The sequence below is a fragment of the Pseudomonas sp. KH_040 genome (assembly GCF_057839305.1).
Map to the genome: position 1 here is coordinate 627,617 of NZ_CM174487.1, position 20,585 is coordinate 648,201.

Sequence of the window (20,585 nt, forward strand, 5' to 3'; positions counted from 1 at the left end):
AATGTTAAGTTTGAACGATGATTTTTTGCCGGTTACGGGTTATCGGGCAGGCTCGACGCCGGTTGTAAGAGAAACCGACCATTGCCGTCGGAATTGGTTATTTTTTGTGCTATATTCCGCGCCCGCGAATTTTCACTTCAACACCGGTCGTCGACATGCAAGCAGCCAAGCCGTTATTTGACTATCCAAAATATTGGGCCGAATGTTTCGGGCCAGCGCCATTCCTGCCGATGAGCAGGGAGGAGATGGATCAGCTTGGCTGGGATTCGTGCGACATCATCATTGTTACCGGTGATGCCTACGTCGATCACCCGTCGTTCGGCATGGCGATCATTGGCCGGCTGCTGGAGTCTCAGGGCTTTCGCGTCGGGATCATTGCGCAGCCGAACTGGCAGTCCAAAGACGACTTCATGAAGCTCGGCGAGCCGAACCTGTTCTTCGGCGTTGCGGCGGGCAACATGGACTCGATGATCAACCGCTACACCGCGGACAAGAAAATCCGTTCCGACGACGCTTACACGCCTGGCGGCATGGCCGGCAAACGTCCGGACCGCGCGAGCCTGGTTTATAGCCAGCGCTGCAAGGAAGCCTACAAGCATGTGCCGATCGTCCTCGGCGGCATCGAAGCCTCGCTGCGCCGCATCGCCCACTACGACTACTGGCAGGATCGCGTGCGTAACTCGATCCTGATCGACGCCAGCGCCGACATTCTGCTGTACGGCAACGCCGAACGCGCAATTGTCGAAGTCGCTCAGCGTCTGTCCTACGGGCACAAGATCGAAGACATCACCGACGTGCGCGGCACCGCGTTCATTCGTCGCGATACGCCGAAAGACTGGTATGAAGTCGACTCGACGCGTATCGACCGTCCGGGCAAGGTCGACAAGATCATCAACCCGTACGTGAATACCCAGGACACCCAGGCCTGCGCCATCGAGCAGGAAAAAGGTCCGGTTGAAGATCCGCAGGAAGCCAAGGTCGTACAGATTCTGGCCAGCCCGCGCATGACCCGTGACAAGACCGTGATTCGTCTGCCATCGGTTGAAAAGGTCCGTGGCGACGCCGTTCTGTATGCCCACGCCAACCGCGTGCTGCACCTCGAAACCAACCCGGGCAACGCCCGCGCGCTGGTGCAGAAGCATGGCGAAGTCGACGTCTGGTTCAACCCGCCGCCGATTCCGATGACCACTGAAGAAATGGACTACGTGTTCGGCATGCCCTACGCGCGCGTTCCGCACCCGGCGTATGGCAAGGAGAAGATCCCGGCCTACGACATGATCCGTTTCTCGGTGAATATCATGCGTGGCTGCTTCGGTGGCTGCACCTTCTGCTCGATCACCGAGCACGAAGGCCGGATCATCCAGAACCGTTCCGAAGAGTCGATCATTCGCGAAATCGAAGAGATCCGCGACAAGGTTCCAGGCTTCACCGGCGTCATTTCCGACCTCGGCGGCCCGACCGCGAACATGTACCGCATCGCCTGCAAAACGCCGGAAATCGAATCCGCGTGCCGCAAGCCGTCCTGCGTGTTCCCGGGCATCTGCCCGAACTTGAACACCGACCACTCGTCGTTGATTCAGCTGTACCGCAGTGCTCGTGCTTTGCCGGGTGTGAAGAAGATTCTGATCGCTTCCGGCCTGCGCTACGACCTCGCGGTCGAGTCGCCGGAGTACGTCAAAGAGCTGGTGACCCACCACGTTGGTGGTTACCTGAAGATCGCCCCGGAACACACCGAGGAAGGTCCGCTCAACCAGATGATGAAACCGGGCATTGGCAGCTATGACAAGTTCAAGCGCATGTTCGAGAAGTACACCAAGGAAGCGGGCAAAGAGCAGTACCTGATTCCGTACTTCATCGCCGCCCACCCGGGCACCACCGACGAAGACATGATGAACCTGGCCCTGTGGCTCAAGGGCAATGGCTTCCGCGCTGACCAGGTGCAAGCGTTCTACCCGTCGCCGATGGCCACCGCCACCGCGATGTACCACTCGGGCAAGAACCCGCTGCGCAAGGTCACTTACAAGAGCGACGGCGTGACCATCGTCAAGAGCGAAGAGCAGCGTCGTCTGCACAAGGCGTTCTTGCGTTATCACGACCCGAAAGGCTGGCCGATGCTGCGTGAAGCGCTGATCCGCATGGGCCGTGGCGACTTGATCGGTTCGGGCAAGGATCAGTTGATCCCGACTCATCAGCCGGCGACTGACAGCTACCAGAGCGCCCGTCGCAAGAACTCGACGCCGGCCGGCAGCCATAAAGTGGCGAAGGAAGGCAAAGAGAAGACCACCAAGATCCTCACTCAGCACACCGGCCTGCCGCCGCGTGCCAGTGATGGCGGTAATCCTTGGGACAAGCGGGAACAGGCCAAGGCGGCGGCGTTTGCCCGCAACCAGCAGGCTGCGAAAGAGCGTAAAGACGCCGCGAAAGGCAAGGGGCCGAAACCGACCCGCAAGCCGGTCGTACCGCGCTAAACATCGCTTGAGCTGAACAGAACGCCAACCTTCGGGTTGGCGTTGTGCATTTCTGGGGCTGGATATTGCGTTGTCCGGGAGATCCATCCCCCTCACCCCAGCCCTCTCCCCCAAGGGGGCGAGGGGGAAGGGAGCAGATCTCCATGCTTTTCAAAATCCGAGTTTGACTCAAGACTTTCACGTCTGCGTACCTCTTACATCCACCTCGGTCAGTCCCCTCTCCCTATGGGCGGTCCGACGTTTCGGGAGGGCTAGGGTGAGGGGCTCTTCGCAACATTTACGTGCAATCAGCCCAAACCATTTCCCCGCATCGCCCGATTTTGGTGCTGTACTGCCCTAAGCATTCCGGGAAAGCGCCCAAGCCTCTGCATGGCATAAGTCTTGCGCGCTTTCGAATACGCTTAGGCTCGCAGGAGGCACGCCGTGTCGATTCATGTCGCATTGCATCACGTCACGCATTACCGCTACGACCGCGCTGTCGAACTCGGCCCGCAGATCGTTCGCCTGCGCCCGGCCGCCCACAGCCGCACGCGGATTCTGTCGTATGCGCTGAAAGTTTCGCCCGAGCAGCATTTCATCAACTGGCAGCAGGATCCGCAGGGCAACTACCTCGCCCGATTGGTGTTCCCCGAGAAGACCAATGAGTTGCGTATTGAAGTCGATCTGCTCGCCGAAATGGCCGTGTTCAATCCGTTCGACTTCTTCCTCGAACCCTACGCCGAGAAAATCCCCTTCGCCTACGCCGCCGATGAGCGTAAGGAGCTGGCGCCGTACCTCGAAACCTTGCCGCTGACGCCGAAATTCAAGGCCTATCTGGACGGAATCGACCGCACGCCGTTGCCGGCGGTGGATTTTCTGGTGGCGCTCAACCAGCGCCTGAGCGAAGACATCGGCTATCTGATTCGCATGGAACCGGGCGTGCAAACCCCGGAACACACTCTCGAACATGCCTCTGGCTCTTGCCGGGATTCGGCGTGGTTGCTGGTGCAGTTGTTGCGCAACCTCGGGTTGGCGGCACGTTTTGTCTCCGGCTACCTGATTCAACTGACCGCCGATGTGAAGAGCCTCGACGGCCCGTCCGGTACGGACGTCGACTTCACCGATCTGCACGCCTGGTGCGAGGTGTATTTGCCGGGTGCCGGCTGGATCGGCCTGGATGCCACGTCCGGGCTGTTTGCTGGTGAAGGGCATATCCCGTTGGCCTGCAGTCCCGATCCGTCCTCGGCGGCACCGATCAGTGGCTTGGTCGAGCCGTGCGAATGTGTGTTCAGCCATGAGATGTCGGTGGAACGGATCTGGGAGGCGCCGCGCGTCACCAAGCCCTACACCGATGAGCAGTGGCTGGCAATTCAGGCGCTGGGCCGGCAGATCGATGCTGACCTGCTGGCGGATGACGTGCGCCTGACCATGGGCGGCGAGCCGACTTTCGTCTCCATTGACGATCCGGACGGTGCCGAGTGGAACACCGCCGCGTTGGGGCCGGCCAAGCGTCAGCTCTCCGCCGAACTGTTCCAGCGCATGCGCAAACACTACGCGCCGAATGGTCTGGTGCATTTCGGTCAGGGCAAGTGGTACCCGGGCGAGCAACTGCCGCGCTGGTCGCTCAATTGCTATTGGCGCCGCGACGGCGTGCCGATCTGGCGCAACGGTGCGCTGATCGCCGACGAACAGCAGGATTACGGCGCCAATGGCGAATTGGCTGGGCGCTTTCTCGCCAGCGTTGCCGAACGCCTGAAATTGCCTACACGCTTTGTCTTCCCGGCCTACGAGGACAATTTCTATTACCTCTGGCGCGAGGGCACGTTGCCGAGCAATGTCAGCGCCGAAGATTCACGTCTTGAGGAACCGCTGGAGCGCGCGCGACTGCGCAAGGTCTTCAGTCAGGGCCTGAACAAGGTGATCGGCCAGGTGCTGCCGCTGGCGCGCACTGCCAAGGGCGACCAATGGCAGAGCGGGCGCTGGTATCTGCGCGACGAACATTGCCGTTTGGTGCCGGGCGATTCGCCGCTGGGTTATCGCTTGCCGCTGGGTTCGCAGCCGTGGGTGAAGGCGGCCGAGTATCCGTTTATTCATCCACAGGATCCGAATCAGGACTTCGCCGCGTTGCCAGACACCGCGCAGCTCAACAGTCCGGGAGAAGCGGCGGCGCCTGACGAACGCGCGCCGAAAATCGACGAGTCCGCCGACTGGCTGACCCGCACCGCGTTCTGCGCCGAAGCGCGCGAGGGACGTTTGTACCTGTTCATGCCGCCGCTGGAACGGGTCGAGGATTACCTGGAACTGGTGGCCGCCATCGAAGCGACGGCTGAAGAACTGCATTGCCCGGTGTTGCTGGAAGGCTACGAGCCGCCAAGCGATCCGCGCCTGAGCAACTTCCGCATCACCCCGGATCCCGGTGTGATCGAGGTGAATGTGCAGCCGTCGGCGACCTGGGACGAATTGGTCGAACGCACTGAGTTTCTCTATGAAGAGGCACGGCAAACCCGACTGACCACCGAGAAATTCATGATCGATGGTCGCCACACTGGCACCGGCGGCGGTAACCATTTTGTGCTCGGTGGTGCGACGCCGGCGGACTCACCGTTTCTGCGTCGCCCGGATCTGCTGCGCAGCCTGATCAGCTACTGGCAAAACCATCCGTCGCTGTCGTATCTGTTTTCCGGATTGTTCATCGGCCCGACGTCGCAGGCGCCGCGTGTCGACGAGGCGCGCAATGATGCACTGTACGAACTGGAAATCGCTTTCGCGCAGATGCCCGAGCCGGGTGAGGAGTGCGCGCCGTGGCTGGTGGATCGTCTGCTGCGCAACCTGCTGATCGACGTCACCGGCAACACGCACCGTGCCGAGTTCTGTATCGACAAACTGTATTCGCCGGATGGCGCCACCGGACGTCTTGGCTTGTTGGAACTGCGCGCCTTTGAAATGCCGCCCCATGCGCGCATGAGCCTGGCCCAGCAGCTGTTGCTGCGGGCGCTGGTCGCACGTTTCTGGCGTGAGCCTTATGCGCCGCCGAAACTGGCGCGTTGGGGCACCGAGCTGCACGATCGTTTCTTGCTGCCGCACTTTATCGAGCAGGACTTCGCCGACGTCATCGTGGAGCTGAACAACGCCGGTTATCCGCTGCGCGCGGAATGGTTTGCCGCGCATCTGGAGTTTCGTTTTCCCAAGGTCGGCGATTATGCCGTCAACGGCATCGAACTGGAGCTGCGTCAGGCGCTGGAGCCTTGGCATGTGCTGGGCGAGGAGGGCGCGGCAGGCGGCACGGTGCGTTACGTCGACTCATCTCTGGAACGTCTGCAGGTCAAGCTCAAAGGGCTGCCGCCGCAGCGTTATTTGCTGACCTGTAATGGCATCGCGGTGCCGTTGCACCCGACCGGGCGCGTGGGCGAGTTCGTCGCGGGTGTGCGTTACCGTGCGTGGCAACCGGCCAACTGTCTGCAACCGACGATTCCCGTGCACGCACCGCTGGTGTTCGATTTGCTCGACACCTGGATGGGCCGTTCGCTGGGCGGTTGCCAGTACCACGTTGCCCATCCGGGCGGGCGTAATTACGAGACGTTGCCGGTCAATGCCAACGAAGCGGAGAGCCGGCGCATGGCGCGATTCTTCCGCGTCGGACACACGCCGGGGAAACTTCCTATACCCAACGTGGAAATCAGTGACGAGCTACCGATGACAATCGATTTGCGACGTTTCTAGATCGCACGCGACATGCGGATTTTTCGTATATCCGCATGTCATGTGCCTGCGTTAGTCTGACCGTTCTTTGCTGTCTGCCGAGCTTTCCATGCCTGACCTGCTAGACCGCTACCCGCTGACGGCGGGCACTTATCACGAACTGCTCGACGGCAGTGGCGCGGTGCGCCCGCACTGGCGGCGGCTGTTCGATCAGTTGCAGCGCAGCACCCCGGCGCAACTGATGCAGCGACAGTCTTTGCTGGCGCGGCAGATTCAGGAAAACGGTGTCACCTATAACGTCTATGCCGATCCCAAAGGCGCGGATCGGCCGTGGGAGCTGGATCTGTTGCCCCACGTGATTGCCGCAGATGAATGGCAGCATTTGTCGGCGGGCATCGCTCAACGTGCACGTCTGCTCAATTCGGTGTTGGCTGATTTGTACGGGCCGCAACGATTGATCAGCGAAGGCCTGTTGCCGGCTGAACTGGTGTTTGGACACAACAATTTCCTATGGCCTTGTCAGGGCATTGCACCGCCGGAAGACGCGTACCTGCATCTGTATGCCGTGGATCTGGCGCGCACGCCGGATGGGCGCTGGTGGGTCACGGCGGATCGCACACAAGCACCGTCGGGCGCCGGTTATGCTTTGGAAAACCGCACCATCGTGTCCCGCGCCTTTCCTGAGTTGTACCGGGATCTGAAGGTGCAGCATCTGGCCGGGTTTTTCCGCACATTGCAGGAAACCCTTGCACGGCAGGCACCGAGTGACGATGAGGCGCCGCTGGTGGTGCTGCTCACGCCTGGGCGCTTCAACGAAAGCTATTTCGAACACTTGTATCTGGCTCGTCAGCTCGGTTACCCGCTGGTCGAGGGCGGTGACCTGACGGTGCGCGATGCCACGGTCTATCTGAAAACCCTCAGCGGACTGCGTCGGGTGCACGCGATCATGCGCCGGCTCGATGATGATTTCTGCGATCCGCTTGAGCTGCGTACGGATTCGGCGCTCGGCGTGCCCGGTCTGCTCGAAGCGGTGCGTCAGGGCCGCGTGTTGGTGGCCAACGCGTTGGGCAGCGGCGTTCTGGAATCGCCGGGGTTGCTGGGTTTTCTGCCGAAGATCAATCAATACCTGTTCGGCGAAGAGCTGATCTTGCCGTCAATCGCGACGTGGTGGTGCGGCGAGCCACCGGTACTGGCGCAGGCCTTGGAAAAACTACCTGAGCTGTTGATCAAACCGGCGTTTCCCTCGCAAAGCTTCACGCCTGTATTTGGCCGTGATCTGAGTGAAAAGCAGCGTCACACGCTTGCCGAGCGCATGCAGGCGCGCCCTTATGCTTATGTGGCGCAAGAATTGGCTCAACTGTCCCAGGCGCCGATCTGGCAGGCCGAAAACGGTCAACTGCAACCGCGGGCGATCGGCATGCGCATGTACGCCGTGGCGGGTGGTGATGGTTATCGTGTGCTCCCCGGTGGTCTGACCCGGGTGGCCGCCGAGGCTGATGCCGAAGTGGTATCGATGCAGCGCGGCGGGGCGAGCAAGGACACTTGGGTAATTGGCGATCGTCCACCCAGCGGCGAGCAATGGAAGAGCCAGCGTAATGTAGGGGTGCACGATCTGGTGCGGCGCGATCCATATCTACCCTCGCGAGTGGTGGAAAACCTGTTCTGGTTCGGCCGTTACTGCGAACGCTGTGACGACAGTGCGCGGCTGCTGCGCATCATGCTTGCGCGGTATGTCGATGGTGATGACCCGCAAGCGTTGCAGGCGGCGGTCGATCTCGGTGAGCGGTTGACGTTGTTGCCGGATGAAGGAGAGCTGCCCGAGCGCTTGCTCGCTGCATTGCTCGGTGAAGACTGGTCGTTCAGCCTGCGTTCCAACCTGCAACGCTTGCAGTGGGCGGCGTCACAGGTGCGCGGCAAGCTTTCGCGGGAGAACTGGCAGGCGCTGGTGGAGTTGCAGCGCGAAGCGATGGAACTGGACACCGACGAGCCTGACTTCGGCGAACTGCTGGATTTCCTCAACCGGCTGGTGATGTCGCTGGCGGCGTTGTCCGGGTTTGCCCTCGACGACATGACCCGCGACGAAGGCTGGCGCTTTCTGATGATTGGCCGGCGTATCGAGCGACTGCAGTTTCTCAGCAGTAGCCTCGCGGCGTTTCTGCGTGGCGCCGGTGCTTTCGATCAGGCGGGCCTGGAGTGGTTGCTGGAGTTGGGCAACAGCAGCATCACCTATCGCTCACGTTATCTGGCCGTGGCGCAATTGATTCCGGTGCTCGACCTATTGCTGCTGGACGAGCAGAACCCGCACGCGGTGTTGTTCCAGTTGAAACTGGTCACGCGCACGTTGAAACGTTTGAACGATGATTTTGGCGCGCCACGGGAAGCGGGGTTGCCGCGACTGGTCGAGCGTCTGGCACGGTTCGATCTGGGTTGTCTGGAGAATCCATTGTTCGGTGAGTCCAGCGTACGAGCGGCTTTGAGCGGTCTGGCGGATCTGCTGCAAGAGATTGCCGAGGCCAGTGGGCAGGTCTCGGATCGCTTGGCTCTGCGTCATTTCGCTCATGTCGATGACGTTAGCCAACGCACGGTGTCCGTCTGATGAATGCTCGATACCAGATTTTCCACGACACCTGTTATCACTACGACAGCCCGGTTTCCCTGGCGCAGCAACTGGCGCACTTGTGGCCGCGGAAATGCGATTGGCAGCGTTGTACCGATCAGCAATTGCTGATCAGCCCGGATCCGACAGCGCGGCGCGATGAGCTGGATGTGTTTGGCAATCCGTTGACCCGACTGGCCTTCGAACGCCCGCATGACGAATTGCAGGTCAATGCACAACTCACGGTGGAAGTGCTGGCGCGGCCTGCGCTGGATTTCAATCAGTCGCCCGCCTGGGAGCTGACCCGCGATGCGCTGACCTACAGCAGCCAGCCGTTGTCCGCTGAGTTGCTCGAAGCCTGTCGCTACCGCTTCCAGTCACCGTACGTGCATTTGAAGCGCAGCTTCGTCGAGTTCTCTCAGAGTTGTTTCCCGCCGGGCCGACCGTTGCTGTTGGGCGTGCAGGACTTGATGCAGAAGATCTTCAGCGAGTTCACCTTCGATGCCGAAGCAACCCAAGTGGCGACCCCGCTGGTGGAAGTGCTGGAGCGGCGACGCGGGGTGTGTCAGGACTTCGCGCACTTGATGCTGGCGTGCGTGCGCTCGCGAGGGCTGGCGGCGCGCTACATCAGTGGTTATTTGCTGACGCAGCCGCCGCCGGGGCAGCCACGCTTGATCGGCGCCGACGCATCGCATGCGTGGGTGTCGGTATTTTGTCCGGTGCTGGGCTGGGTGGATTTTGATCCAACCAACAATGTGCAACCGGCGCTGGAGCACATCACATTGGCGTGGGGGCGGGATTTCTCTGATGTGTCGCCGTTGCGTGGGGTGATCCTCGGTGGCGGCAATCACGACCCGGAAGTGCGCGTCACCGTAATGCCTCTGGATTAACGCCGATCAAACTGTAGGAGTGAGCCTGCTCGCGATAGCGGTGTGTCAGCAGCAAATATTTCAACTGACACACCGCTATCGCGAGCAGGCTCGCTCTCACATGGGAATTTGGGTGTGCTTGGGAAGGGGGAGGGCTGTGAGGGCCAGCAGTGAAACTGCCAGCCCCGTCACAAATCCGCAGGGCCTGATTCGATCATCAAACCCGGTGGGGTTCAGGCGTCGGGCGCCTGATCTTTCGGTGTTTCAGTCGCATCGGTTGCATCAACATCATCTTGCGTCGCCACTTCACCGTCAGGGTTCAGTGCTGCTTCTTCAGCGGTTTGTTTCTTGCGCTGAAGCTTTTCCTCTTTCTTCTGTTCCTTTGCCAGGTCTCGTTGACGTTTGGCGAAGGAGTAATTGGGTTTGGCCATGGGCGATCCTCTTGGGTCGAAGGTGAGGTTGAGCGGCGCATATTCTGCCCTGTATCGGTGCCTCGTGGTTAGCCGGGTTTTTGGTCGACCCACTTGGGCGTGATGGTCGGCTTCCAGTTATCCAGGGCATCGAGCAGTGTTTGCGGCGATTCGCTCACTTGCAGCATGTCACGGTGTGGCGCGCGAACGAAGCCTTCGCCGACGATATGGTCAAGAAAAGCGGTGAGTTTGCTGTAAAAGCCGTTCACTTCCAGCAGGCCCAGCGGCTTGCCGTGGTAGCCGAGCTGACCCCAGGTCCAGACTTCGAACAGCTCTTCCAGCGTGCCGAGACCGCCGGGCAGGGCGATAAACGCATCGCTGAGTTCAGCCATGCGCGCCTTGCGCGCATGCATGCCGTTGACCACTTCCAGGCGTGTCAGGCTTTTGTGGCCGATTTCCTTGTCCATCAGGCTCTGCGGGATGATGCCGATCACTTCGCCGCCAGCGGCCAGCGCCGCATCGGCAACAATGCCCATCAGCCCCACAGCACCACCGCCGTAGACCAGGGTCAACTTGCGTTCAGCCAAGGCCCGGCCAAGGGCGATGGCGGCTTCGGTGTAAGCCGGAACAGTGCCGGCGTTGGCACCGCAAAATACACAAACGGATTTCAGAGACATGCCTTCCTCCTGGGTCAATCCGTCACAGGGTAATGGCTGGCACGCCTCGATCCAAGGGCTAAACTTCGCGTTCCGGTGATTCAAAGGTACCGCTGGCGCCACAGGCGTAGGCGGCGAGCAAACTGCACAACAGACCGTTAAAGAACATGACAGGCACTCCGTCTCAGTAGATGCGCCGATCATAGACCGGGCCCGGAATTCTGGCCGTTAGATTGTCTCGATGAGTGTCATAGCCTGAAAGTTGTATACAATTTTTGACTCAAGTCATAGGAACTTGCGAAGATTTCAGGCAGTCTTTCCACCATTCGTGTTTTTGTTAACCCTGCCTTGGAGATTCACCATGTTTTCCAAAGTTGTTGCGGTATCCCTGCTGGCGCTGGCCAGCAGCCAATTGATGGCTGCCGAGTGCAAAACCACCGTTGACTCCACCGATCAGATGTCCTTCAACACCAAGGAAATCGTGATCGACAAGAGCTGCAAGACTTTCACCGTTGAACTGACTCACTCCGGCAGCCTGCCGAAGAACGTCATGGGCCATAACCTGGTAATCAGCAAAGAAGCGGACATGCAGCCAATCGCCACTGATGGCCTGGCTGCTGGCATCGACAAAAACTACCTGAAAGATGGCGATGCTCGCGTGATCGCGCACACCAAAATCATCGGTGCCAAGGAAACTGACTCGGTAACCTTCGACGTGTCGAAGCTGGCCGGCACTGATAAATACGGCTTCTTCTGCTCGTTCCCAGGCCACATCTCGATGATGAAAGGCACCATTACTGTCAAGTAAGCCGGTCAACCGCGTCATCGTTCTTCGCGAGCAGGCTCGCTCCCACAGGTTTGCGCCATCAATGTGGGAGCGAGCCTGCTCGCGAAGGGGCCATTCGCATCAATGAAAGCAATGGCCAAAGAAAAGCCCGCTGAGGATCACTCCTCAGCGGGCTTTTTCATTCCGTCAGCGCTTAAGGCGCAAACGGCATCACGCGTTTGTGATGAGTCTTGTTGTAGGTCGCGACGATGATGTCGAACGCTTCTTGACGCACCGGCTCACCGTGCAGGAACGCATCGATCTCGGCATAGGTCACGCCGTGCGATGCTTCATCCGGTTTGCCTGGCGACAGATCTTCCAGATCCGCCGTTGGCACTTTCTCGACCAGCGACTCCGGCGCGCCAAAGCTGCGGGCAATCGCGCGCACCTGATTTTTTACCAGACCGCTGAGCGGTGCCAGATCGCAGGCGCCGTCACCAAACTTGGTGAAGAAACCCATCACCGCTTCCGCCGCGTGATCGGTGCCGATTACCAACCCGTGCGCCGCGCCGGCGATGGTGTACTGCGCGACCATGCGCATGCGCGCCTTGGTGTTGCCCAATACGAAGTCCACCGACACCGCGTGCTTGCCTTCAAACGCCGCCACTTCACTGGCCAGCGATTTCACCGCTGGGCCGATGTTGACCGTGTGACGTTCGTCCGGGGCGATGAAATCCACCGAGGCTTGGGCGTCGTGCTCGTCGAACTGGGTTTCGTACGGCAGGCGCACGGCGATGAATTTGTAGCTGTTGTCGCCGGTCTGGTCGCGCAGCTCACGCATCGCCCGCTGGGCCAACAGGCCGGCGGTCAGCGAGTCGACGCCGCCGCTGATGCCCAGCACCAGCGTCTTGAGCCCGGAATTGACCAGACAATCCTGAATAAAGGTAATGCGCCGGGCGACTTCGGCCTGCAGGGCCTGGTAGTCGGCGAACGGCGGTTGCACCTTGAGCTGTTCAGCAATCTCACGCTGTACGGCTTGCATGAATTCACTCCTTGCTAGATAGACTGGAATCGGCAGGAACCTGGAAAACGTGTCGCAAATAAGCGACGAAATTCGGGTCTTTGCAGTGGGACTTGCCTGGCTCGTCGGAGATCTTCGCCACCGGTTGGCCGTTGCAGGCGGTCATTTTAAGCACGATGCTCATCGGTTCGACACCCGGAATGTCACAGGTGAGGTTGGTGCCGATGCCGAAGCTGACATTGATCCGGCCGTGCAGGGCGCGGAAGATCTCCAGCGACTTGGGCAGGGTCAGGCTGTCGGAGAACACCAGGGTCTTGCTCATCGGGTCGATGCCGAGCTTGTGATAGTGCGCAATGCATTTTTCGCCCCACACCACAGGATCGCCGGAGTCATGGCGCAGGCCGTCAAACAGCTTGGCGAAGAACAGGTCGAAGTCGCCGAGAAACGCATCGGTGGTGATGCAATCGGTGAGCGCGATCCCCAGCAGGCCACGGTATTCGCGGACCCAGCAATCGAGCGCGGCGATCTGGCTGTCGATCAGCCGTGGGCCGAGTTGCTGGTGCGCCATGATCCATTCGTGGGCCATGGTGCCCAGCGGTTTCATGTCCAGTTCTCGCGACAGATGCACGTTACTGGTGCCGACAAAACGGCCGGGGAAGTCGTGCTTGAGCACGTTCACCACTTCTGCCTGCACGCCGAACGAAAAGCGCCGGCGGGTGCCGAAGTCGGCGACCTGCAACTGCGATAACTCGTCGGCCGAGGCGTTGGCGGTCAGCCAGTCGAACTTGCGATAGAGCTGTTCGCGCGCTTGTTCAAGCACGGTTTCGCGGTAGCGATAGCGATTGCGCACTTCGCTGACGATCGCCAGCAACGGCACTTCGTAGAGAATCACATGCAGCCACGGCCCGCGCAGACGGATGAACAGTTCGCCGTTCTCGATACCGGTGTGCAGATAGCGCAGGTTGAAGCGGAACAATCCGAGAAAACGCAGGAAATCCGGTTTGAGGAAGCTGATGCGCTCAAGAAAACTCAGTTGATCGGCGCTCAGGCTCAGTTCGGCCAGACGCTCGATCTGAAAACGGATCTCGGCCAGATACGGGCGCAGATCTTCGCTGTTACGGCAACGAAACTCCCATTCGACTTCGACGTTGGGGTAGTTGTGCAGCACCGCCTGCATCATCGTCAGTTTGTAGAAGTCGGTGTCGAGCAGGTTCTGCACGATGCGATCGGCAAACACGCTCTCGCTCATAACGGGGTCTCCAGGTGCGCCGCGCCTGTGCGCGGTCTCAAACAATGGCGCTAGTGGCGCATATCAGGGACGAAGATTGCCAGCAATTTTTTAGATCACCGCAGAACCCTGGTGGGAGCGAGCCTGCTCGCGAAGGCGTCAATTCAGTCGAAATGGGTATTGAATGTGCCGACCTCTTCGCGAGCAGGCTCGCTCTCACATTTTTCAATCGAGTCAAATTTCCGGGCTGTCGATCTGTTCGAGCATCCACTTCACAAAGTCCCGCACCTTGGGCACTTCCGCCGCATGCTCCGGGTACGCCAGGTAATAGGCATCAGTGCTGGGCATGGCATGCTCAAAGGGAATGACCAGTTTGCCGTCGGCCAATTCCTCTTCCACCAGAAACCGTGGCAACAACGCCACACCGCAACCGACCTGCGCGGCGCGGATGCACATATAAAAGGTTTCGAAACGCGGCCCGTGGTAGCTGTGTTCGGTCTGGTAACCCTGACTGTCGAACCAGTCGTGCCAGGCTTGCGGGCGCGAGGCATTTTGCAGGAGGACCAGATCGGTAAGTTGCGTCGGATCAGTGAACGGCGTGTCCGGCAGGCTGCCCGGCGCGCACACCGGCACCAGTTCTTCGCCGAACAACTTCAGGCATTCAGTGCCGGGCCGTGAGCCCTGACCGAAATAGAACGCCAGATCACTGCGCCCTTGCAGCAGATCATCCGCTTCTTGCTCGTTGCACAAATCCAGGTGAATCGATGGATGGCGCAGACGCCAGCCTTTCAGGCGCGGCACCAGCCAGCGCGCGCCGAAGGTCGATGGCGTAGACACGCGCAGGACTTCGGTTTCACCACCGTAGGAACGCAGGTAATGCGTCGACATTTCCACTTGCGTGAGGATTTTTCGTACTTCGACCAAGTACAAATCCCCGGCCGGGGTCATCTGCAAGCGCCGACGCACCCGGCGGAACAACAAGTGCTGCAGCAGCTCTTCAAGCTGCGCGACCTGTTTGCTCACTGCGCTCTGGGTCAGGTTCAGCTCCTCGGCGGCGCGGGTGAAACTCAGGTGACGGGTCACGGCCTCGAAACACTGCAATGCGGTGATCGATGGCAGGTGGCGTTTGTTCAGCATGGCTGATCCTTTTCTTGTCTTTCTATGCCCAGCATGAATAAACGGAATGATATCTCGCGTAAAGGTCGTTTGTTGCCTTGCCATTGTGACGCTACAACTAAAGGCCTGCCCGGTCGCGAAAAAGCGTCCGCACACATTCAGTTTTTTGCTTGAGGAGTGACCCATGGTTGCCGCATTGCTTGATCGTCTTGGTGTGAACCCGGCCCTTTATCAGAACGGCAAAGTGCCGGTGCATTCGCCGATCGACGGCAGCCGCATCGCCGCCGTCAACTGGGAAGGCCCGGCCGAAGTCGAGCAGCACATCAGTCGCGCAGATCATGCGTTCGAGCAATGGCGCAAGGTGCCGGCCCCGCGTCGCGGCGAGCTGGTGCGTCAATTCGGTGAAGTGCTGCGCGAATACAAGGCTGATCTTGGCGAGCTGGTTTCCTGGGAGGCTGGCAAGATCACCCAGGAAGGTCTGGGTGAAGTGCAGGAGATGATCGACATCTGCGATTTCGCCGTCGGCCTGTCCCGCCAGTTGTACGGTTTGACCATCGCCTCCGAGCGTCCGGGCCACCACATGCGTGAAACCTGGCACCCACTGGGCGTGGTCGGGGTGATCAGCGCGTTCAACTTCCCGGTGGCGGTGTGGGCGTGGAACACCACGCTGGCGCTGGTCTGCGGTAACCCGGTGGTGTGGAAACCGTCGGAGAAAACTCCGCTGACCGCGTTGGCCTGCCAAGCGCTGTTTGATCGTGTAGTGAAGAATTTCACCGACGCCCCAGCGAATCTTTGCCAGGTGATTATTGGTGGCCGCGACGCTGGCGAAGCCTTGGTCGATGACCCGCGTGTTGCGTTGATCAGCGCCACTGGCAGCACACGCATGGGCCGCGAAGTGGCGCCGAAAGTCGCCGCTCGTTTCGCTCGCAGCATTCTGGAATTGGGCGGTAACAACGCGATGATCCTCGGCCCGAGCGCGGATCTCGACATGGCCGTGCGCGCAATTCTGTTCAGTGCGGTCGGCACGGCCGGCCAGCGCTGCACCACCTTGCGCCGTCTGATCGCTCATGAGTCGGTCAAAGAAGAAATCGTCACGCGTCTCAAGGCTGCCTACTCGAAAGTGCGCATTGGCAACCCGCTGGAAGGCAATCTGGTCGGCCCGCTGATCGACAAGCACAGCTTCGAAAACATGCAGGACGCGCTGGAACAGGCATTGAGCGAGGGCGGCCGGGTGTTCGGCGGCAAGCGCCAACTCGAAGATCAATTCCCTAACGCTTACTACGTTTCGCCGGCCATCGTTGAAATGCCGGAGCAGAGCGACGTGGTCTGCAGTGAAACTTTTGCGCCGATCCTCTACGTGGTCGGCTACAGCGATTTCCAGGAAGCGCTGCGCCTGAATAACGCTGTACCGCAAGGTTTGTCGTCGTGCATTTTCACCACGGACGTGCGTGAAGCCGAGCAGTTCATGTCGGCGGTGGGCAGTGATTGCGGTATCGCCAACGTCAACATCGGCCCGAGCGGTGCCGAAATCGGCGGCGCTTTTGGTGGCGAGAAGGAAACCGGTGGCGGTCGTGAGTCCGGCTCCGATGCGTGGCGCGCGTACATGCGCCGGCAGACCAACACCGTGAACTACTCGCTGGAGCTGCCGCTGGCGCAGGGCATCACATTCGACTGATAGGTTGAGATCGATCGTTCCCACGCTCTGCGTGGGAATGCCTCAGCGGACGCTCCGCGTTCGCTTTTGGGACGCAGAGCGTCCCTGACTGCATTCCCACGCAGAGCGTGGGAACGATCATTTTGCAGTGTTTGTTAGGTTTCTGTTGGAGTCTGGCAATGCCGTTACGCGAAGAATGTCTGTGGGAAAAACTCACACCGCAAAGGCCGGATAACACCGGGCTGCGGGGCGAAGTGAAGGTCGATGTCTGCGTGATCGGCGCCGGGTTTACCGGGTTGTCGGCGGCGCTGCATCTGTTGGAAAAGGGCAAAAGCGTCTGCGTGCTGGAGGCCCATCGCGCTGGTCACGGTGGTTCCGGGCGCAACGTCGGGCTGGTCAACGCTGGCATGTGGATTCCACCGGACGAGATCGAAGCCGGGTTTGGCGAAGCGGTCGGCAGTCAGCTCAATCGCATGCTCGGGGCGGCGCCAGCGCTGGTGTTCAGCCTTGTGGATAAGTACAACATCGATTGTCAGTTACGCCGCGAAGGCACCCTGCACATGGCGCACAACGCCAAGGGCGAAGCGGATCTGCGCAGTCGTGAACAACAATGGAAACGCCGTGGCGCGCCAGTCGAATTGCTCACTGGCAAGGCGTGCGAGCAAGCCACGGGCACGCAAAAAATCGCCGCTGCGTTGCTTGATCGCCGCGCCGGTACGCTCAATCCGATGGCTTATGTCACCGGGCTGGCCAATGCGGTAAGCGGTCTCGGCGGGCAACTGTTCGATCATTCACCGGTCACTCGCCTTGAGCGTCAGGGCACGAAATGGTCGGTGCAGACCGAGCACGGTTCGGTGCTGGCCGAGCAAGTGGTCATCGCCTCCAACGCCTACACCGAAGGCGACTGGACCGAGCTCAAGCGCAACTTCTTCCCCGGTTACTACTATCAGGTCGCGTCGGTGCCGTTGACCGAAGACGCCGCGCAGCAAATTCTCCCGGGCGGGCAGGGCTCGTGGGATACGCGGCAAGTGCTGAGCAGCATTCGTCGCGACAAAGAAGGCCGGTTATTGCTCGGCAGCCTCGGCAACGGCAATCAGAAGCCGACCTGGTTTCTCAAGGCCTGGGCCGATCGCGTGCAGCAGCATTACTTCCCCAGTCTGAAACCCGTCGAGTGGGAATGCACCTGGACCGGGCGCATTGCGTTTACACCCGATCACCTCATGCGTTTGTTCGAGCCGGCGCCGGGACTGGTGGCCGTCACCGGTTACAACGGCCGTGGCGTCACTACCGGCACCGTGGTCGGCAAGGCTTTCGCTGATTATCTGTGTAACGGCAATCCGCAAGCCCTGCCGATTCCCTTCGCACCGATGCAGCCCTTGGCCGGCGTGGGCTTGCGCAGTTGCCTGTACGAGGCCGGTTTCTCGCTGTATCACGCGGGCCAGTGCCTGCGCATCGTCATTTGAGTGTTGAAATATGTTGCCGGAAGCGGCGCTTTTCGATGCAGCGACTAGCCTGTAATGGTGCGGGTTGTAGCAGTCCCGCACCAGCAGTGTGCAGTTCGGTGACGCGGGCTGTTACACGCTGGTTGCACGTCGTTTGGCGCCGCGGTTGCAATGATGGCGCGTGCGGGTTGCGCCTGAAAAAATAAATGGTTTCACCTTCCGCGGTTTAGACGGTTGCACGCCCAATGAAAATGGGAACGAAACAGTCGAAATAACAAGAAAGCAGCGACTTTTTGAAGAATAAAAAACCGATGGCACGGCCCTTGCTCTGAGCATTCAGTGAAGTGAAGTCGCAGTGCCAACTAAAAAAAACCTTGGAGCACCACCTCATGTCCCAGACGTTTTACAAGAAAGGCTTTCTGGCCCTCGCAGTGGCTACTGCATTGGGTGTTTCTGCGTTTGCTCAAGCTGATGTGAAAATCGGTGTAGCGGGTCCAATGACGGGCGCCAACGCGGCATTTGGCGAGCAGTACATGAAGGGTGCACAGGCAGCGGCTGATGCAGTCAACGCGGCGGGTGGCGTCAACGGGGAGAAAATCGTTCTGGTCAAAGGCGATGACGCCTGCGAGCCGAAGCAGGCCGTGACGGTCGCCAAGGACCTCACCAACCAGAAAGTCGCCGGTGTAGTCGGCCACTTCTGCTCCTCTTCGACCATTCCAGCGTCGGAAATCTATGACGAAGCCGGGATCATCGCGATCACCCCGGGTTCGACCAACCCGCAAGTCACCGAGCGCGGCCTCAGCGCCATGTTCCGTATGTGCGGGCGTGATGACCAGCAAGGCATCGTGGCCGGCGACTACATCGTTGATGTGCTCAAGGGCAAGAAAGTCGTTGTGCTGCACGACAAAGACACCTACGGCCAAGGCTTGGCGGATGCCACCAAGGCACAACTGGTCAAGCGCGGCGTGACGCCTGTGTTGTACGAAGGCCTGACCCGTGGCGAAAAAGACTTCAGCACCATCGTCACCAAGATCCGTGGCGCCGGCGCCGACGTCGTCTACTTCGGCGGTCTGCACCCGGAGGCCGGCCCGCTGGTTCGCCAGCTGCGTGAACAAGGCCTGAAAGACGTCAAGTTCATGTCCGATGACGGCATCGTGACTGACGAACTGGTGACCACCGCCGGTGGCCCGCAATTCGTCGACGGCGTGCTGATGACCTTCGGCGCCGACCCGCGCCTGCTGCCAGACAGCAAGACTGTGGTAGACGCTTTCCGCAAGGCCGGTACCGAGCCTGAGGGTTACACCCTGTACGCCTACGCTTCGGTGCAGACCCTGGCTGCCGCGTTCAACGGTGCCAAGTCCAACAAGGGCGAAGAGGCCGCAGCCTGGCTGAAGAAAAATCCGGTGAAAACCGTCATGGGCGAAAAAACCTGGGACTCCAAGGGCGACCTGAAAGTCTCCGACTACGTGGTTTACCAGTGGGACAAGGACGGCAAATATCACCAGCTGGAAAAACAGAAGTAAGGGCTGACGCGACCGTTTGAACTCCGCAAATCCCTGTGGGAGCGGGCTTGCCCGCGATGACGGCCTGACAGTCGACAACTGTGTTGAATGTTCTACCGCTATCGCTGGCAAGCCAGCTCCCACAAGGTCCTGCGGTGATCGAACTGTTCGCGCTCTGACATTGCTCCGACGTAAATCTGTATTTTTCCTAGAAGAACCGCACATCACAGGTGTGCAGGTTCTCACTGCGTGAGATTGCGTTATGGATGGTATTTTCCTGCAGCAACTGGTCAACGGCCTGACCCTCGGGTCGGTCTATGGCCTGATCGCCATCGGCTACACAATGGTCTACGGCATCATCGGCATGATCAACTTCGCCCACGGCGAGGTTTACATGATTTCTGCTTACCTGGCGGCAATCAGTCTGGCTCTGCTGGCGTACTTCGGTATTGAATCCTTCCCGCTGCTGATGCTCGGCACCCTGATTTTCACCATCGTGATCACGGCGGTGTATGGCTGGGTCATCGAGCGTGTCGCTTACAAACCCCTGCGCAACTCGACCCGACTGGCACCGTTGATCAGCGCCATCGGTATCTCCCTGATCCTGCAAAACTACGCACAGATCGCCCAAGGCGCCAAACAACAGGGTGTGCCTACCCTGCTGACCGGGGCGTGGCGTGTTGAAGTCGGTACTGGCTTCGTGCAACTGACCTACACCAAAGTCTTCATTCTGGTGGCCGCGTTCGTCGGCATGGGCCTGCTGACCTACGTCATCAAGTACACCAAGCTCGGACGCATGTGCCGTGCGACCCAGCAAGACCGCAAGATGGCTTCGATCCTCGGCATCAATACCGATCGGGTCATTTCCTATGTGTTCATCATCGGTGCAGCCATGGCGGCGCTGGCCGGCGTGCTGATCACCATGAACTACGGCACTTTCGACTTCTATGCCGGCTTCATCATCGGCATCAAGGCGTTCACCGCGGCGGTGCTTGGCGGGATCGGTTCGCTGCCCGGGGCCATGCTCGGCGGGATCATCCTCGGCATTTCCGAGTCGCTGTTCTCCGGTCTGGTCAACTCCGACTACAAAGACGTGTTCAGCTTCTCGCTGCTCGTACTTGTTCTGGTCTTCCGGCCGCAGGGCCTGTTGGGCCGTCCTCTTGTGTCGAAGGTGTAAGC

General features: G+C 59.9%; 14 protein-coding genes. 9 read left to right on the forward strand and 5 right to left on the reverse strand.

Going from position 1 to position 20,585, the window contains the following annotated elements:
* Positions 1–155: 155 nt before the first annotated feature.
* The 4 genes from AC3IUF_RS02735 (at position 156) to AC3IUF_RS02750 (ending at position 9,632) form a co-directional block, all read left to right on the forward strand.
* Positions 156–2,468: a YgiQ family radical SAM protein gene (locus AC3IUF_RS02735; RefSeq protein WP_007915855.1), complete on the forward strand. Its 2,313-nt coding sequence runs from the start codon at positions 156–158 to the stop codon at positions 2,466–2,468.
* Between the two features lie 423 nt (positions 2,469–2,891).
* Positions 2,892–6,167 (forward strand): transglutaminase family protein, encoded by a 3,276-nt coding sequence (locus tag AC3IUF_RS02740; protein ID WP_095113506.1) that lies wholly within the window; start codon positions 2,892–2,894, stop codon positions 6,165–6,167.
* A gap of 88 nt (positions 6,168–6,255) precedes the next feature.
* Complete coding sequence (locus AC3IUF_RS02745; RefSeq protein WP_007915860.1) at positions 6,256–8,742, forward strand: circularly permuted type 2 ATP-grasp protein; 2,487 nt, start codon at positions 6,256–6,258, stop codon at positions 8,740–8,742.
* A complete protein-coding gene (locus tag AC3IUF_RS02750; protein ID WP_123376906.1) occupies positions 8,742–9,632 on the forward strand; it encodes a transglutaminase family protein in 891 nt (296 codons plus the stop codon). The genes AC3IUF_RS02745 and AC3IUF_RS02750 overlap by 1 nt, the downstream gene beginning before the upstream one ends.
* Positions 9,633–9,844: 212 nt before the next feature.
* On the opposite strand, the gene AC3IUF_RS02755 is transcribed toward AC3IUF_RS02750, so the two are convergent.
* Together AC3IUF_RS02755 and AC3IUF_RS02760 are read right to left on the reverse strand one after the other, a co-directional pair.
* Positions 9,845–10,042 carry a hypothetical protein gene (locus AC3IUF_RS02755; protein WP_095113509.1) on the reverse strand — a complete coding sequence of 66 codons (198 nt, stop codon included), beginning with the start codon at positions 10,040–10,042 and terminating at the stop codon, positions 9,845–9,847.
* 68 nt (positions 10,043–10,110) lie between these two features.
* Positions 10,111–10,698, reverse strand: coding sequence for a cytokinin riboside 5'-monophosphate phosphoribohydrolase (locus AC3IUF_RS02760; RefSeq protein WP_123376907.1), 588 nt, complete (start codon positions 10,696–10,698; stop codon positions 10,111–10,113).
* Positions 10,699–11,038: 340 nt separating this feature from the next.
* On the opposite strand from AC3IUF_RS02760, the gene azu reads away from it, so the two are divergent.
* The gene (gene azu / locus AC3IUF_RS02765; protein ID WP_007915878.1) at positions 11,039–11,485 is read left to right on the forward strand and encodes an azurin; all 447 of its coding nucleotides are present in this window, start codon (positions 11,039–11,041) and stop codon (positions 11,483–11,485) included.
* Between the two features lie 172 nt (positions 11,486–11,657).
* Here azu and nadE read toward each other — a convergent pair whose 3' ends face one another.
* The 3 genes from nadE to AC3IUF_RS02780 form a co-directional block, all read right to left on the reverse strand.
* On the reverse strand, positions 11,658–12,485 hold the full coding sequence (nadE, locus tag AC3IUF_RS02770) for an NAD(+) synthase (protein WP_007915880.1): 828 nt from the start codon (positions 12,483–12,485) through the stop codon (positions 11,658–11,660).
* A 4-nt stretch (positions 12,486–12,489) separates the two neighbouring features.
* Positions 12,490–13,713 (reverse strand): nicotinate phosphoribosyltransferase, encoded by a 1,224-nt coding sequence (pncB, locus tag AC3IUF_RS02775; RefSeq protein ID WP_095113512.1) that lies wholly within the window; start codon positions 13,711–13,713, stop codon positions 12,490–12,492.
* A 213-nt stretch (positions 13,714–13,926) separates the two neighbouring features.
* Positions 13,927–14,829 (reverse strand): LysR family transcriptional regulator, encoded by a 903-nt coding sequence (locus AC3IUF_RS02780; protein ID WP_127925629.1) that lies wholly within the window; start codon positions 14,827–14,829, stop codon positions 13,927–13,929.
* A gap of 163 nt (positions 14,830–14,992) precedes the next feature.
* Between AC3IUF_RS02780 and amaB the strand changes: the two genes are divergently transcribed.
* The 4 genes from amaB to AC3IUF_RS02800 all read left to right on the forward strand — a co-directional run bounded on the left by amaB (position 14,993) and on the right by AC3IUF_RS02800 (position 20,583).
* A complete protein-coding gene (gene amaB / locus AC3IUF_RS02785; protein ID WP_007915887.1) occupies positions 14,993–16,483 on the forward strand; it encodes an L-piperidine-6-carboxylate dehydrogenase in 1,491 nt (496 codons plus the stop codon).
* Positions 16,484–16,641: 158 nt separating this feature from the next.
* Entirely contained in the window at positions 16,642–17,925 is a 1,284-nt protein-coding gene (gene amaA / locus AC3IUF_RS02790; protein ID WP_489280304.1) for an L-pipecolate oxidase, read from the forward strand.
* A 368-nt stretch (positions 17,926–18,293) separates the two neighbouring features.
* Positions 18,294–19,427 (forward strand): ABC transporter substrate-binding protein, encoded by a 1,134-nt coding sequence (locus tag AC3IUF_RS02795; protein WP_007915892.1) that lies wholly within the window; start codon positions 18,294–18,296, stop codon positions 19,425–19,427.
* 241 nt (positions 19,428–19,668) lie between these two features.
* Positions 19,669–20,583, forward strand: coding sequence for an ABC transporter permease subunit (locus AC3IUF_RS02800; RefSeq protein ID WP_007915894.1), 915 nt, complete (start codon positions 19,669–19,671; stop codon positions 20,581–20,583).
* Positions 20,584–20,585: the final 2 nt, after the last annotated feature.